Source organism: Paraburkholderia sp. LEh10 (genome assembly GCF_017814945.1).
Classification (GTDB): Bacteria; Pseudomonadota; Gammaproteobacteria; order Burkholderiales; family Burkholderiaceae; genus Paraburkholderia.
Map to the genome: position 1 here is coordinate 124,159 of NZ_JAGIPX010000008.1, position 15,179 is coordinate 139,337.

A 15,179-nucleotide genomic window follows, 5' to 3' on the forward strand; every position below is an offset into this window, starting at 1 on the left:
GAAAGGCATCTGGAAGGAGGCAGCATCATGCAGGTAGAACTGGCGCAACTCGCGCTGATCGATAGCGACGTCGCGCACAACACGCGCAAGGTCGTCGAGACAATCGGGCGCGCCGACGCAGCGGGCGGCACGAAGCTGATCGTGTTTCCCGAAACCACGCTGTCGGGCTTTCCGACCCGCGAGAATGTCGCCGACGTCGCGCAGACCATTGACGGCCCGGCGTTGACGTCCGTGCGCGACGCGGCCCGGCAAGCAGGCGTCGCGGTCGCCGTAGGTCTCGCCGAACGCGACGGCGGCCGGTTCTACAACACGACGGTGCTCATCGATGAACGCGGCGATATCGCGCTGCGCTATCGCAAGACGCATCTGTGGGCGTCGGACGTCGGCGTGTTCACGCCGGGCGAGCGCTTCGAGACCTGCACGTGGAACGGCCTCACGGTCGGCCTCCTGATCTGCTACGACATCGAGTTTCCTGAAACGGCGCGCGCCGTCGCCGCGCTCGACGGCGACCTGCTGATCGTCACGAACGGCAACATGGACCCGTTCGGCCCCGTGCATCGGCGCGCGATCACGGCACGCGCGATGGAGAACCAGATGTTCGCGCTGATGGTGAACCGCTGCGGCTCAGGCGACGACGATCTCACCTTCCCTGGCTTGTCCGCGCTCGTCGATCCGTTCGGTGAGACCGTCATCGAGCTGGGCGGCGGCGAAACGGTCACGAAGTCGCATATCGATCTGGCGCGGCTCGAAGCGAGCCGCGAGCACTACAACTATCTGCATGACGCACGCGTGCCGCTCGGGCTCGTGCCCGTCGAACAGTCGGACGGCCACCGTGCGCTGATGATCGAAGCGCGCCGCCGCCGTACCGGCTAAACGCTTTTCGCCATCCATCCGAGACACGTCGCGCGGGGCCTGACGCTCTGCGCGCGCGGACTCACGTTCGTCGAAATGCCCGTCATAAGGCATCCCACAAGATCCAATAAGACATCCGTATCGGCCTGCCACTGGCCCTGGAGGAATCATGCAATCGTCGCCATCCCATGAATCGTCCCATCTGAAGCGCACGCTCGGTTTGCCGTCCGTGCTGCTGTTCGGCCTCGCCTATATGGCGCCACTGATCGTCTACGGCACCTATGGCGTGCTCGCCAAGGCCAGCGACGACACGGCAGCCCTCGCCTATCTGCTCGCGCTGATCGCCATCGCGTTCACGGCGCTCAGCTACGGCAAGCTCGCGCGGCTCTATCCCGTTGCCGGCTCGGCGTACACGTACACCCGCAAGACGTTCAACGCGCATCTGGGCTTCATGATCGGCTGGGCGACACTGCTCGACTACTTCTTCCTGCCGATGGTGATCTGGCTGATCGGCGCCGCGTATCTGAACGCCGCGTTTCCGCATGTGCCCTCGTGGATCTGGATCGTCGCGTTCATCGTACTGACGAGCGGCCTGAACATCGTCGGCATCGAACTCGCGGCGCGCTTCAACATCGTGCTGATGGTCGTGCAACTGGCGATCGTCGCCATGTTCGTCGCGCTGTGCTGGCACTATGCATCGGCGGCGGCGGGCCCGGGCGGCATCGCGATGGCGGAGCCGTTCTTCAAGCCGCACGTGTCGTTCGGTGCGACGATGGCGGGCGCCGCGATCGCCGCGTATTCGTACCTCGGCTTCGACGCCGTCTCGACGCTGACGGAAGAAACCATCGATCCGAAAAAGAACATGCCGCGCGCGATCCTGCTGATCGCGCTGATCGGCGGCGCGATCTTCGTGATCGCGGCCTACACGATGCAGCTCGCCCACCCCGGCGTCGAGTTCAAGGACACGGACTCGGCTGCGTTCGAAGTCGCGAAGATGATCGGCGGCGATATCTTCGTGACGGTGTTTCTCGCGGGTCTCATCCTCGCGCAGTTCGCGTCGGGCATCTCGGCGCAGGCGAGCGTCGGCCGTCTGCTCTATGCGATGGGCCGCGACGAAATCCTGCCCAGGCGCATCTTCGGCTTCATCCACCCGCGCTTCAAGACGCCCGCGATCAACATCGCGATTGCGGGCATCGTCGGACTGATCGCGCTGAAGCTGGATGTCGCCACCTCGACGTCGTTCATCAACTTCGGCGCGTTCCTCGCCTTCACGGCTGTCAATCTGTGCGTGATTCGCCTGTATCTGTCGGGCAATCACGGTGAGCGCAAGATCGGCGTGCTCGGCGGACTCGTGTTTCCGCTGATCGGCGCAGTCGCCGATATCTGGCTGCTCGCGAGCCTCGAAAAGACCGCGCTCGTGCTCGGCGCCGTGTGGTTCGTGCTCGGTGTCGTGTATCTGTGCTGGATCACGCGCCTGTTCCGCCAGGCACCGCCCGAAGTGGCGATCTGATTTCGGCATCGGCGTTGCGGCCCGCCATCGCGGATCGCATCGCAGGAACGCGGCGCATCGTATGCGCCGCGTGTTGCTTTCGGCGCGCGCTGGTGTTGCTAGTGTGGCTCGCGCGCGGAGAACTCCGCCTCCAGCGCATCGATCACCTTTGCGAGCACGTCGGCCCAGTTGCCGCGCTCGGCCTGATTGAAGAGCCGCAGGCCCGGATACCACGGACTGTCGGCGCGCCCGCGCAGCCAACGCCAGCATCCCGCGTAACGGTTCAGCAGCCACACGCGCTTGCCCATCGCCGCCGCGAGATGCGCAACCGATGTATCGGCGGCGATCACCAGATCGAGCGATTCGACGAGCGCTGCCGTATCGGCGAAATCCGTGATCTCGCTCATCCAGTCGGTCACGTTCGGACGATGCGCGGGCGCGAGTTCTTTCGCGGCATCATCCGCTTTCTGCAAGCTGATCCAATGCGCGCGAGGCGAGGCGAGCAGACGCTCGATCTGCGCCGGCGGGATGCTGCGCATCCCGTCCATATGCGCATTGATCTTCCCGCCCGCCCACACGATGCCGACCCTCGGCACGCCCCGCGGCGCAACCTGCGCGAGACGCTCGCGCCAATAGCCGGCGCGCTGCGGGTCGGCGCGCAGATAACGGCAAGGCGCCGACGCGAGATGCTGCAGACCAATGCCGAGCGCCATCGGCAGCGAGAGCATCGGCGAATGCCAGTCCCAATCGCGCCAGTCGGACGGGATATCGTCGAACAGCTTCAACTGTGGATAGCGTGCGCCGAACGAATCCTCGAACAGCCGCCGCAACGGCTGCGGGCAGTTGAAGCCGACCGTCGGGAAATGGCTGAGGGCAAGTGGAAAGAAGCGGCAGAACTGCAACGCGTCGCCGAGACCTTGTTCGTACACGATGAAAAGCCGTCCGTCCTGCTTGGCCGCCGTGCCGCCGAGCCACTGCGGCACGGGCAATTCCGACGGCCGCGCGCCGCGCTCGCCGCGATTGTTGCCTAACGCGGCCCAGCGGTACTCGAAGTGCGGCCACGCCTCTTCATATCGGCCCGCCGCGAGCATCATGTGGCCCATGTTGCTGCGCGCTTCAAGGTTGGACGGATCGAGTTCGTATGCGCGCCGATGATGGACAATCGCCGCCTCGACATCGCCGAGCGCGTTCAGCACGAGTCCGAGATTGTTATGTGCGCCGGAGTGCGCAGGGTTCGAGGCGAGCACGCTGCCGTACGCCTGTTCGGCCGCTTCCATGTCGTCGTTCAATTGCAGCGCGACACCGAGATTGAAGGCGAGAACCGATGTGTCGATCGACACGGCGGGGAGACGGCTCGCCAGTTCGAGGCCGCGCTGCGCGCTCGCCGCACCGTCGGCCAGCGCGCCCGAGCGGATCTGCACGACGGCGAGGCTGTTGCAGAAGATGGGATCGGGCCGCACGCGTAGCGCGTGCTCGATCCAGTGGGCCGCGCCGCCCGGCTCTTTCGCTTCGAGCGCAATCAGGCCGCGCAGATGCAGCGCCGCGGCATGCTCGGGCTGCGCGTGCAGAACGGCATCGGCATGCGTTCGCGCAGTGTCATGATTGCCGGAAAAAAAAGCCTGCTCGGCCGCGGCGTACAGCCCGTCGATGTCTTGTGATGGCGTCATTCGATCATGTCCTTCGCCGCGACGAAACCGTCGTTGATGAGCCGTCGACGACGGCGAGTTGATGTGCCGGATGATCGCACTGCGGCGGCAAGGCGCTGTGAACTTATGTCAAAGTGCGCTCGCACATGCGCGCAACGGGGGCGACGTCCGACGTCCCATCAAACGTACGAACAACTGACGCCTCACTTGCCGAAAGCCGACAAGTGTCCGCAGATCGTACCGATGTTCGTGCGAACGACCGAAAACCGTACGGTTGGGCCGTCCATCTGCCCGCGCAGTCCTCACTTCAGTCCACCGCGCAAAGCGCCGCCTCGACACATCGCGCCAGCGAATCGGCTGGGCATATCAGTTGCTTTTAAATGAGCAGGGGCACTGCCCTTCAACACTGCAACGGAAGCCGCAAGGCTATCCGACCGGGGCGAGGCGACAAGGAGACGGTCATGAAAGACGATACATTTTCACTGCGCAGACAGGTCGAGAAGTGGTTTGGCTCCGCACAGGCAATCTCGATTCACGTTTCCCGCGTGCCCGGAACAATCGGTCCCGTATCTGGCTACAGGTGCGTGCGCGTATCGCAGCCTTCCAGGGCTTTAGAAATCGTCTTTTTCCGACACGGCGACAAATCATGGCGCGTGTACCCGCCGCCCATCGCACGACCGACATTCAATACGCTTGCGCGCGCTGCCTGAACCGCGACGACGGCAGTTTCCACCCTGACGCGGACAGGTCGCCCACCCCGGACAGCGAGGCGATCCTGAATGTCCTGCATCCGTCGTCACAGATTTGAACACCTTGGCGTTCCACGCCTGCGCACATCGCTCACGGCGGCAACGAGGTCGTATCGGCGGAGCTTTTCGTAAAGCGTGCTTTTGGCGATGCCCAGTTGAGCAGCAGCTCGCGTCAGATTGCCTTCGCAGCGAGCAAGCGCGCGACGAATATGTTCGGCTTCCGCGTTCTTGAGCGAATCGCCCGTCGCCATGACCGGTTCGGCCAACTCCCGTTGCACAAGTTGGACCGCCGTGGGAACGGCGGCGCCCACCTCGGCAGGCAACTTCTCCACTGTTATGGTGCTACCTTCCGCGAGCAGCAGCGCACCCTCGATCGCATTACGCAGCTCGCGCACATTGCCGGGCCACGCGTAATTCAACAGGCACGCGTACGCTTGCGTGTCGAATGACTTGGGCGGCAACCCATAACAATCGCAAAGATGCCCGAGCCAGTACGCGATGAGCGTCGGCAGATCGTCGCTGCGCTCTCGCAGACTCGGTATCGACACCGTCGTCACCGCGATCCGGTAGAACAGATCCATTCGGAACGTCCCTTTGGCAATCGCATCTTTCAGGTCGCGGTGAGTGGCGGCGACGAGCCGGAAATTCACCTTGCGCGGCGTATTTTCCCCAAGCCTGTAAATCTCGTTTTCCTGGAGAACACGCAGCAGATGGGGCTGGATATCAAGCGGCATTTCGCCGATCTCGTCGAGGAAAAGCGTGCCGCCGTCGGCCGCCTCGATCTTGCCGGCCGCCCCCGACTTGCGCGCGCCCGTAAAGGCTCCCTCCGCGTATCCGAACAGTTCGCTCGCCAGCATGTCTCTCGACAATCCGCCGCAGTTGAGCGCGACAAACGGCCCCTCAGCGCGCTCGCTCGCCTGATGGATGCCTTGCGCGAAGAGTTCCTTGCCGACGCCCGTATCGCCGAGAAGAAGAACGGGGACTTTCGACGGCGCAAGCTGGCGCGCCTTGTCGACGGCAGCGCGCAAGGTGCGGCTGTCGCCGATGATCCGCTCGAATGCGCCGGACCCGCTGTACGCGCTGCGCAACTTGTCGCGCCCGCCTGCCGACGACATCGCGCCGCGCACGTTGCCCGTCCCTCGTATCACGACCACGAACCCCAACACCGTCGCGCCTTCACGCAGCGATTCGACATGCGCGTAGTGCAACCACGGCGGCGCATTCGCAGTCAGAGGATGATCGGCTGTCGCGTCCAGTCCGGGCAACACGAAGCCCGCATCGAGATGCACGTCAAAACCAAGGCGACGCAGCGCCGGCACGACCTGGGGGTTCGCCTTGACGAGCCGCCCCTTGTCATCGACGACAAGGATTGCGTCAGACACATGTGACCCAAACCCGGAAGCACAGCGATCCAGCAGACGCAGACGCCGCTCCATCGCATCCTTCGCCAGACGGCTTTCGATCCGTCCCGCCAGCGATACCGTCAACGCAAGACTGTACCGGCTGTATGTGTCCGCGAGACCGGACACGTCGATTACGCCGAGTACATGGCCATCCATCGGATCGCGGATCACCGTGGCAGAACAGGTCCAGCCTTTGATACCGGCGCAGAAATGTTCGGCACCGTGAATCTGCACGGCCTGCTTGAGCGCGAGCGCAGTCCCTATTGCGTTGGTCCCGCAGTTCAGTTCAGTCCAGTTGCAGCCGGGTACCAGTCCGACTTCGCTCGCCGGCTCCAGGATCCGCATGTCGCCTTCATGCTGAAGGATCAGTCCGTCCGGGTCGGCGAGCAGCATCACCGTACCCGTCTGCGACAGCAATTCGCGCGTTTGCTGCATCAGGGGGAGGCTCGCACTGACAAGCCGTGCACTTGCGTCCCGCCACTGCATCAGCTGGACTTCGGCGACGGCAGGCGGCGCCCTGTCGACACCCGGGTTGACATGGCCAACGAGGCAGCGTTGCCAGGAATCGTCAACGACACTGCGCACGTCGGAGGAATGCCATTCGCCTCCGCCTACCAGATGCTCCCATGCTGCCATGATGCTGGCGTCATGCTGCGGACTGGAAAACCAGTCCATCGGCGTGCCTGTCTGTTGCATGTGTGTCTCCCGACGGCTCACGTCGATGCGGACCGTGACGCCGTGCAACCGGCCTTTTCATTAGCTTTTTAAGGATGCCCGGCCAGGGCCGTTCGCGGGGCTCCCACCTGTGCATCGTACTCCGATACGCACCGCCTTCGGGCGTCGCGGCAGTTCCTGAAAGCAATGCCTGCGCCAGCCGCCCCGGCAAGCCGACGGCCTCCTCGCTGCCGCAACGTCTGGTCGTTAGTGTCTGAAAACGATCCGGCCGTCCGAAAATCGAACGGCCGGAAATCGAACGCCGTGCTTCGAAAAGCGCCGGCAAAGCCGCCAACGGCAGGCGGCGTGCCGGCGTCACATCTCAGGTCAATCGACGCGCTCGGGAACGGGCAGCTTGACCCACTCCGTGTAGAAGGCGTCGATATCCGGCTCGAAGTCGTGGATCACGGGATACCACGGCGTCGGAGCTTCGACATCGTGCATCGTGCCGCAGGTCGGACAGTAGTACTCGCGGTACACCTGCCATTGTGTGTCAGGCGCCATCAGCCGCGGGTAGACTTCATCCATGGCTTCTTCGGACTCGCGCACGAAGATGTTTGCGTGAAGCTTCCAGTTCTCGCGATAGTCGCAGAAAACATGGCCGCAATCGCACTGCGTGACCCACTTCTTCGTCGCCGACTGTTGCACGATATAGAGATGCGGTGCGAGCGGCAGCACGATGCGATCTTTCCAGCCCGTCTTCTGCTGTAATGCGTCGATGTACATCTGAAAGCGCTCGCTGTCCTTGGGCATCGACAGCATGCGCAACGTCGTGTCCCAGTCGAGCTTGCCGTCGACCATGTTCCTGACCTGTTCCTTCGTGTAAGTTGACATCTCCAGCCTCTCTGTTGATTTCGATGGATCGTGCGACGTTACTCTTCGACCAGCACGACGGTCTTGACATCCGGCATCTTCGACAGGTCCATGCGGAACCTCGAGCCGTAAGTCGGCACGTCCAGTTCGTCTTCGATGAGCGTCCACGAATCAGGCAGTTCCCAGAACGCGCGGAACTGCTGCTCGAACTTCTTCGACAGGCCGAAGCTCGTTGCGAACATGTGCCGCACCTGCGTCGACGCGTGCTTGACGAGGATGCGTTCGCGTTCGCCCTTCATCCACTCACGCGTCGGCTGCGAGCGAGCGAGGCGTTGGTTGCGGATCTCGACGCGCAGTAGCGCCGTCTCTTTCGCATCCACTTTCCATACGCCATGCGCGTCCTTCGTCGCAACGGCGCCATAGACCTTTTGCGCGTATTCCGGCAACAGCAGCGCATTGTTGAGGTCGCGCTCGATAGCGTCCGTCTCGCGGTCTAGCGGGTCGCCAAAGCCGGGCCCGCCTCGCAGATAGTTCAGGTAGAGGTCGTAGTTGCTATAGCAATCCTCCGTGGTCATGCACTGCTGGTCGCGTTTGACGACCGAACCCGCGTTGAGATGATTCTCGTAGTCGGGGAAATCGGGATTCGTGTCTCCGCCGAGCGGCAGGCTCTCGCTCAACGCGATGCGTTCCTTCAGTCCCGTGCGGTGCGCCTCGAAACGGTAGCCCGTGGCGGGCGGATAGCCGCCCATCAGGCCCCAGTCGCTGTTCATATAGCCGTTGCCCATGAAGAACATGGTCCAGTCCTGCGCCTTCCAGACCATCCGCAGCGTTTCGAATCCGCAGCCGCCGCGGTATTTGCCATAGCCGCCCGAATTCGCCTTCACGTTGCGGCCCAGGTACAGCAGGGGTTCGGCCATTTCCCAGATTTCGATGTCGCCCATGTCCCCTTCCGGATTCCAGATCGCGGCGGCATGATTGAGGCCGTCCTTGATCGCGCAGGCACCTGTGCCGCACGACGACGCCTCGAAGCTGTTGACAGCGTGAATGTCGCCGTCCTGGTTGATGCCGCCGCCCTGAAGCCAGTTCGACGTATTGGCGTTTCCCGCGTTCACCTCCTCAAGATAGCCGCGGCTGAAGTACGCCTGCGACAGGCCGCGCCACATCGCGCTCCAGCCCGAGACCAGGAAGTGCCATGCATATGCGTGCCCCGTACGGCGGTCGTCCGGGTTCATCCACGCGCCCTTGGGCAGATGGAACTCCGTGCCGTAGTACGCGCCGTCGTTGATGCGTTGCGTGGGCACGAGCGTCTGCGTCATCATCACCCAGATTCCGCTCGTGAACGCAACCTGGTGCGCGTTGTACGAGTGCCAGCCCCAGCGGCTCGCGCCGTCGAAGTCCAGACGCCACGAGCCGTCCTTGCGGATCTCCATTTCCACGGGGGAATGCATGATCGAGTCGAGCTTCGCGAACGCAGACGACGTCTGCACATCAGGATGGTTGTACGGCACATCGACGAACGCGACCTTGCGATACTTGCCGGGCAGCGTCATCGCCTTGATGCGGGTCTGCAGCCCGCGGCGCCCTTCCTCGATGCCCTCGTAGCTGAACTTCTCGTAAGCGTCGAGCCCTTCGTCTTCAATCACTTCCTCGATCAGATCACGGATCATGTGACAGCCGGCGATGCGTGTGCGCTCGTCGAGAATCCAGTACTTCGGCGTGCGCACCGAGCGCTGGCTTTCGTGCAGCCAGTCGCGCAGCGGCGTGTCGTTCACACCCGTCTTGCGGCAAGTGATCATGTAGCCGTCGCCGAAACGCTGCACCTGCCCTGTCGACATCGACCCCGGTGTCACCGCGCCCGTGTCGATGACGTGCGTCACGCCGCCCACCCAGCCGACCAGCTTGCCGCCCGAGAAGATCGGCACGATCGTCGCGATGTCGCACGGGTGCACGTTGCCGATTGAGCAGTCGTTATTGGTAAACATGTCACCGGGATGGATGCCGGGGTTGGCTTCCCAGTTGTTTTCGATCATGTACTTGATGGCCGCACCCATCGTGCCCACGTGGATGATAATGCCCGTCGACGTGAGCACGCAGTCGCCCGCCGCGTTGTACAGCGTGAAGCACAACTCACCTTCCTGTTCGACGATGGGACTTGCGGCGATTTTCTTCGCCGTTTCGCGTGCATGCACGAGTCCCCCGCGCAACTTCGAGAACATTTTCTCGTAGCGGATAGGATCGCTCTCGCGTAATTCGAGCCGGTCGAGACCGTTGTAGTGACCCGTCCCTGCCGTACGGGCAATAATTGCGTCGCGAAACTGCTTCAGCGTCTGACCGTTCTTCAGCAGATCGGCAAAGCCGACTTCCTGGCTGGACATCATGTTCATCGCTTGTCTCCTTGCGTGCTTACTTGACTTCTCTGAGATGGAAGAGGCGGTGCTTGTCGAGCGTGGTCGCGAATCCCTTCGGCACCACGAACGTCGTCGCATCGGACTCAATGATCGCGGGCCCGGTGATTTCGTTGCCGGACTTGAGCGCCTCCATCTTCCACAGGGCCGCGTCGTGCCATTGCTTATGCCGGTATAGCTTGCGGGTGCCGACGCGCGCTTCCTTCGGCGGCGTCGGACCGCCCTCAGGGTCTTCCGGCAGCACGGGCTTTTGCGTGACCACCATGCCGCGCATGATTGCGCCTGTGACGGAGAAGCCCAACTCCGGAGAACGCGCCGCACTCGCGTAGACGCGCCCATACGTATCCTCGAACGCTTCGACGATGCGATCCCAGTCCTGCGGGCCAGATGCGCCCGCAACCGGCGATTCGATCTCGAGGTCGTTGAGCTGGCCCATGTACTGCATCCGGAAGCCCGGACGCAGAATCACGTCCTTTTCGCTGAAGCCGTTGATGCGGAATTCCTCGATGACCTTGGCGGCGAGTTCCGACCACGCCTTCTGGATCGTTTGCGCAGCGCCGGCCTTTTCGTCGTCGGGCGCGGACTGCGGCAGCGCCAGGTCGACACTCTTGTCATAGCGGTATTCGAAGTCCGCGCACGCGCAGCCGAATGCCGAAAAGCCGGCCGCCCATGCGGGCACCATGACGTCCTTGAAGCCCAGGCCTTCCGTGTATCCATACGTATGAACGGGACCCGCGCCGCCGTATGAGAAGCACACAAACTCGGTCGGGTTGTAGCCCTTCGCGCTGACATTCGAGCGCAGATACTCGCGCAGCTGCAAATCGAGGAGTTCGATGACACCCGCTGCCGCATCTTCGACCGACAGTCCGAGCGGGTCGGCGATTTGCGCCTTGATATGCTCCCGGGCCCGCTTCACATCGAGCTTGATCTGCCCGCCAAGGAAGTTGTCCGGGTTCAGATAGCCGAGCACGACGTGGCAGTCGGAGACCGAGACGGTCGTGAGGCCGCTGTCCGGCCAGCAGGTGCCGACGCGGTAGCCCGCGCTATCCGGTCCGAGCTTGATTGCACCGCTGTACGGATCGAGCCGCACGAAACTGCCCGCGCCGGCACCGACCGAATCCATCGTGACGAGCGGCAGCGACAGCACGAGGCGCGCCATGTCGGGGTCCGACGCGATCGCGAAGTTGCCTTTCGTGATCAGCGCCATGTCGAACGACGTGCCGCCGATATCCGAGCACGCGATGTTGTCGTAGCCGAGCGCCTCGCCGAGCAGCTTCGAGCCGATCACGCCGCCGATCGGACCCGACACGATGGTGCGCGCGAGTTCCTTCGCTTTCCAGCTGATCGTGCCGCCGTGCGTGGCCATCACGCGCAGATCGAACTTCGCACCGTGCTTGCGGAAGCGGTCGCTGACCTTCTTCAACGTTTGCCGCGACGGCTCGGCCGCATAGGCTTCGAGCACGGTCGTGTTCATCCGGTGGCTTTCCTTGCGCTGGGGGTAGTAATCCACCGATGCGAACACCGGAATATCGACGCCCAATGCCTTCAGTTCGTCGCGCACCACATCGCGTGCCTGCTGCTCGCTGGTTCCATTCTTGTGGGATTGGAGCAGGCAGATGACGATGGCCTTCGACCCGGACGCGACGAGTTCCCGCGCTGCCTGCCGCACCTCGCCCTCCCGCAGCGGAATGACGATATCGCCCTGTACATCGGTACGCTCGGTGACGCCGCGGGTTCGCGACAACGGCACGAGCGGCTCGTCGTAGCGGTGGGTGTTCAGATGGATCCGCTCCTCCAGCGCATAGCCGAGGTAACTCTGGATCGCGCGGCCCATCGAATGAACATGCTCGAAGCCCTTGTTCACCAGAAGGCCGACGTCGAGTCCTTTGCGCTGCACGACACGATTGAGCATCGCAGTGCCGGAGTACACGCACGTGACGAGCTCCGGATAGACCTGGTCGACGTCGCGCTTCCAGTGAGCCAACGCATCCTGCGACGAGTTGAGGATCGCGAGTGACTCATCCTCGGGGTTGCTCTGTGCCTTGCCGACGACGAATCGTCCATCGGCGCGCACAAAGAAGGTGTCGGTCATCGTACCGCCCGCATCGATGCCCAATACCTGGACCTGCGAATGCCCTTCCATATCGTTGTCTCCAGTAGTCGGAATTGTCAGGAGCCGGCACGAGGCGGCAAGACTGCACTAGCCGCGTCTCAGGTGACAGCTCGCGGCGACTTTCGCAACTGCCATGCCATCGGCGCCCGCTGCGTGAGCACGCGTCCTTGTGGCAAGGCCTGGGACGGGAACAAGCCGGGACAGACATGTGTCGGTCTGGAGTGCCTGGTAACGTTAATGACCGGGTTTCGATCGGTCGGGCGTTCGGATGTCGGTCGGTGACATGGGACACGTCATGCGGTATCGGTCAGCGCTGCGAGATCGTCCTCTCAGCGGGAGCAAAACCGCCATTCAAACGAGTCGCGGGAGTGAGGTACACGAGCGCCAGGACGCACCATGACGAGTGCATCAAATGCGATGCTCAGAAGTCGTCGCCCGTAGCCGGTATCCTTGACGTCTTTGTCCGCGGGGACTTTGCATCGACCACTTTAAGGATCGCTTCGAGATCGTCGCGTAGAGCATTCAGATTCTGCCCGGCAGACCCGTCGAACCCGAAGGCATTGGCCAGGCACTCACGCATCACCTGAGCCATCGTTATGGTCTCGGGATGCAGATGATCGACACGTCATATCCGTCACCTTGATTCGCGAAAATTTCGGCGACATGTGGATTTCGTCGCCCTCCGTCTCTCAAGACGGGCGGTACGTCAGTTGCTAGATAGTGAGGGTCGGCCCCAGCCGGATTGTGGAATGGGCGTCATGTTAGATTTGGGAAAGATTCACCGGTGGTTGCGTGCCGCTTTCAGAAGAAACGCGCCGCGCGCCCGTCTTCAACGACCGGACGCGGTCGCGTCGCAAAACCGGACAGACCATTCGCGGCTGGGCGAATTGACGAAATCGTGGCACGAGCAGGCCAACCATGACGACTGGAGCCGTCTGACTTGCGAAAAAGTCATGCATTCGCCATTCGTTGTGACGCCTGAAACACTGGTGCCAGCCGCGTTGGAACTGCTGGAGTTCAACAGCATGCACGCGTTTCCCGTGGTGGACAGCGATCAATATCTCGTTGGAATGGTGACGCGCGAACAACTGACTGCTGCCTGGGAGCAGTATCTGGCAACGTCGCGTACGGACCTGCAGTGTGTCAGCGAGATCATGGTCACCGACGTCAGTGCTGTCCTGGACACCGATACGCTCGGCACCGCCTTTTTACTGCTGTTGAATGAGCGAAGCGCCTGCCTGACGGTTCTCGACTGGCGCAGTCACGTCGTTGGAACGTTGGCGGAATCCGACATCCTTGAGGTCGCTCGCCCTCCCGTACCAGTCAGTTGTCGTGTTTCACCGCCATCGACGCATGGGTAGTTGCCAGCCGCCAGTGCTCGTCAACGCGCGTCGGCCTGAGCCGGAATGCGTTACGTCTTACGAATGCCCGACCGGCGACGCCGTCTTCTCTTTTGAAGTTGCGCATGTCGATGCGACTGAACCTGCTTCCGGTAGCGACGCCTTATATCGTATAAATGGCTTGCTCGGCGCACGCCCGATTCCGTTCGCGGCTGGCGGTTCCTACCTATCCCGCACCGGAACGTGTGAGGCAATGTCTTGGCATCGAGATATCTTTACCCTGCCTTGCAAGGTCCTTCATGCAGCGGTTGTCGTTCAGAAATTGACAAATTGCTTCTCGACCAGCTTTCCGTCACGGAACAAGAACCAGACGTGACGCTGGCTGGATACGCCACCGACGTAGTCCCAGCGCGTGACGCCATTCCCAGAGTGGTCTTCGAAGGGGCCACCCAGCTCCGCGAAAACGTGCTTCTTCGTTGTCCCTTCAGGAAACTGCTGCTCGATACGCTCGCGTGTCCAGTCGCTCACATGCACGTCGTCGTATGTCTGCGGTGTCACGCAGCCAGCCAGTCCGGCCACGCATGCCGCAGCGGCAGCCAGTGTTGCCAACGCCGATTTCAATTCTGCTCCTCATACACTTGACATATCAACTATATTGTAAATGTAAGAAGTTAGTATGCGACAGGAGGTCGCCAGTGACGGTTTAATTGCTGTTTCAAGCGCAAAATTACGACGTCAAGGCGCGCATTAGAATGCGTGACCGCGTCAAATTTCAGGGGTCGATTTGCACATGTAGATGATATATCAACTACTGCAAAAATCCCCTAAGCACGGCGGGCGCGCACCGGTTCCGGCCGGCTCTTCATCCGTTGATGATGCGGGCGCGGCAGCACCTGCCGCGATTTCGCGCTGCTGATGATGGAGGTGGTGCGCGAACTGGGATCGGCCGCACGCTTTGTGCCGGGATATTTGTACGACCACGCGCTCGACACGCCGGCCCTGCAGGCCGTGCGCAATACGGGACTGCAGCAGGGCGCGCGACAGGTCGAAAGCCGCGATCCTTTGGAGAACCCCACGGCCGCCCGGTCTTAACTTTTGACGACCGTGTTTCCATACAAGGCGATCGAAACCCGTTCCTGCGTCATCGCACTCTCCCTTGTGAATCGTGATCTATAACGGGACCATGCCGAGCGCTCGCGAGAGCCTGCGGACAATGCATATCCGCGCGACCGTTTCGCACCGAACCTATTGATTTTTCCGACCAGCATCTTTAACTTTGTTGCTGGCGTTTGGTTTACGGTGCCGTAGAAAGAGACCGGCTCGCGGTCTGCCAGGCAGGGAGTGAATCAATGGAAAAAACGTACTCGTACAAAGGCTTTGAGGTCACCGTAAGGCTTGAGTCTGTGCGGGCGGTGTCGAGCGAATTCACATATGGGCCCCCGGTCGGGTACGTTGCAGTGGTGAGCATCTGCACGGCGGACCCGAGAAGACCGATAGGCGTACCGATTCGGCTCGTCACGGATGGAAACCGCGTCTTCGACACGGAGGACGACGCCTTGACGACAGGGTTCAGCGCCGCACAGCGTGTAATAGACGACCGGGTTGGCCCTTGACCGCTTGATTGGCGCCGCTCTTACGCGGCTCCGTGTAGATCA

At 62.1% G+C, this 15,179-nt stretch carries 12 protein-coding genes and 1 pseudogene; 6 read left to right on the top strand and 7 right to left on the bottom strand.

What is annotated here, in order from left to right; genetic code table 11:
* Positions 1-27 precede the first annotated feature (27 nt).
* Positions 28-873: a carbon-nitrogen hydrolase family protein gene (locus J8I87_RS09250; RefSeq protein WP_209931148.1), complete on the top strand. Its 846-nt coding sequence runs from the start codon at positions 28-30 to the stop codon at positions 871-873.
* A 148-nt stretch (positions 874-1,021) separates the two neighbouring features.
* Positions 1,022-2,362 (top strand): APC family permease, encoded by a 1,341-nt coding sequence (locus J8I87_RS09255; protein ID WP_209931149.1) that lies wholly within the window; start codon positions 1,022-1,024, stop codon positions 2,360-2,362.
* Positions 2,363-2,460: 98 nt separating this feature from the next.
* On the opposite strand, the gene J8I87_RS09260 is transcribed toward J8I87_RS09255, so the two are convergent.
* Positions 2,461-4,008 carry a tetratricopeptide repeat protein gene (locus J8I87_RS09260; protein WP_209931150.1) on the bottom strand — a complete coding sequence of 516 codons (1,548 nt, stop codon included), beginning with the start codon at positions 4,006-4,008 and terminating at the stop codon, positions 2,461-2,463.
* A 625-nt stretch (positions 4,009-4,633) separates the two neighbouring features.
* On the opposite strand from J8I87_RS09260, the gene J8I87_RS09265 reads away from it, so the two are divergent.
* Positions 4,634-4,795: a hypothetical protein gene (locus J8I87_RS09265; protein WP_209931151.1), complete on the top strand. Its 162-nt coding sequence runs from the start codon at positions 4,634-4,636 to the stop codon at positions 4,793-4,795.
* Here J8I87_RS09265 and J8I87_RS09270 read toward each other — a convergent pair.
* The 5 genes from J8I87_RS09270 to J8I87_RS09290 form a co-directional block, all read right to left on the bottom strand.
* The gene (locus tag J8I87_RS09270; RefSeq protein ID WP_245253809.1) at positions 4,784-6,835 is read right to left on the bottom strand and encodes a sigma-54-dependent Fis family transcriptional regulator; all 2,052 of its coding nucleotides are present in this window, start codon (positions 6,833-6,835) and stop codon (positions 4,784-4,786) included. The genes J8I87_RS09265 and J8I87_RS09270 overlap by 12 nt on opposite strands.
* A 345-nt stretch (positions 6,836-7,180) precedes the next feature.
* Positions 7,181-7,687 (bottom strand): acetone carboxylase subunit gamma, encoded by a 507-nt coding sequence (locus J8I87_RS09275; protein ID WP_209931152.1) that lies wholly within the window; start codon positions 7,685-7,687, stop codon positions 7,181-7,183.
* 38 nt (positions 7,688-7,725) lie between these two features.
* Positions 7,726-10,050, bottom strand: a complete 2,325-nt coding sequence (locus J8I87_RS09280) for a hydantoinase B/oxoprolinase family protein (protein WP_209931153.1) — start codon at positions 10,048-10,050, stop codon at positions 7,726-7,728.
* 19 nt (positions 10,051-10,069) lie between these two features.
* The gene (locus J8I87_RS09285) at positions 10,070-12,214 is read right to left on the bottom strand and encodes a hydantoinase/oxoprolinase family protein (protein WP_209931154.1); all 2,145 of its coding nucleotides are present in this window, start codon (positions 12,212-12,214) and stop codon (positions 10,070-10,072) included.
* Positions 12,215-12,605: 391 nt separating this feature from the next.
* Positions 12,606-12,776 carry a hypothetical protein gene (locus tag J8I87_RS09290; RefSeq protein WP_209931155.1) on the bottom strand — a complete coding sequence of 57 codons (171 nt, stop codon included), beginning with the start codon at positions 12,774-12,776 and terminating at the stop codon, positions 12,606-12,608.
* Positions 12,777-12,933: 157 nt separating this feature from the next.
* Between J8I87_RS09290 and J8I87_RS09295 the strand changes: the two genes are divergently transcribed.
* Positions 12,934-13,545: an HPP family protein gene (locus tag J8I87_RS09295; protein ID WP_209931156.1), complete on the top strand. Its 612-nt coding sequence runs from the start codon at positions 12,934-12,936 to the stop codon at positions 13,543-13,545.
* A 294-nt stretch (positions 13,546-13,839) separates the two neighbouring features.
* Here J8I87_RS09295 and J8I87_RS09300 read toward each other — a convergent pair whose 3' ends face one another.
* Positions 13,840-14,145: a hypothetical protein gene (locus J8I87_RS09300; protein ID WP_209931157.1), complete on the bottom strand. Its 306-nt coding sequence runs from the start codon at positions 14,143-14,145 to the stop codon at positions 13,840-13,842.
* A 270-nt stretch (positions 14,146-14,415) separates the two neighbouring features.
* Here J8I87_RS09300 and J8I87_RS46280 point away from each other — a divergent pair.
* Together J8I87_RS46280 and J8I87_RS09310 are read left to right on the top strand one after the other, a co-directional pair.
* Positions 14,416-14,616 (top strand): annotated as a pseudogene (locus tag J8I87_RS46280) (transglutaminase domain-containing protein); the annotation flags it as partial.
* A 257-nt stretch (positions 14,617-14,873) separates the two neighbouring features.
* Entirely contained in the window at positions 14,874-15,137 is a 264-nt protein-coding gene (locus tag J8I87_RS09310; protein ID WP_209931159.1) for a hypothetical protein, read from the top strand.
* The last annotated feature ends 42 nt before the right edge of the window (positions 15,138-15,179 follow it).

Excerpts from the sequence above, each read along its gene's own strand:
- J8I87_RS09250 (WP_209931148.1), top strand. The coding sequence starts at position 28 with ATGCAGGTAGAACTGGCGCAACTCGCGCTGATCGATAGCGACGTCGCG.
- J8I87_RS09255 (WP_209931149.1), top strand. The coding sequence starts at position 1,022 with ATGCAATCGTCGCCATCCCATGAATCGTCCCATCTGAAGCGCACGCTC.
- J8I87_RS09260 (WP_209931150.1), bottom strand. The coding sequence starts at position 4,008 with ATGACGCCATCACAAGACATCGACGGGCTGTACGCCGCGGCCGAGCAG.
- J8I87_RS09265 (WP_209931151.1), top strand. The coding sequence starts at position 4,634 with ATGGCGCGTGTACCCGCCGCCCATCGCACGACCGACATTCAATACGCT.
- J8I87_RS09270 (WP_245253809.1), bottom strand. The coding sequence starts at position 6,835 with ATGCAACAGACAGGCACGCCGATGGACTGGTTTTCCAGTCCGCAGCAT.
- J8I87_RS09275 (WP_209931152.1), bottom strand. The coding sequence starts at position 7,687 with ATGTCAACTTACACGAAGGAACAGGTCAGGAACATGGTCGACGGCAAG.
- J8I87_RS09280 (WP_209931153.1), bottom strand. The coding sequence starts at position 10,050 with ATGAACATGATGTCCAGCCAGGAAGTCGGCTTTGCCGATCTGCTGAAG.
- J8I87_RS09285 (WP_209931154.1), bottom strand. The coding sequence starts at position 12,214 with ATGGAAGGGCATTCGCAGGTCCAGGTATTGGGCATCGATGCGGGCGGT.
- J8I87_RS09290 (WP_209931155.1), bottom strand. The coding sequence starts at position 12,776 with ATGGCTCAGGTGATGCGTGAGTGCCTGGCCAATGCCTTCGGGTTCGAC.
- J8I87_RS09295 (WP_209931156.1), top strand. The coding sequence starts at position 12,934 with ATGGGCGTCATGTTAGATTTGGGAAAGATTCACCGGTGGTTGCGTGCC.
- J8I87_RS09310 (WP_209931159.1), top strand. The coding sequence starts at position 14,874 with ATGGAAAAAACGTACTCGTACAAAGGCTTTGAGGTCACCGTAAGGCTT.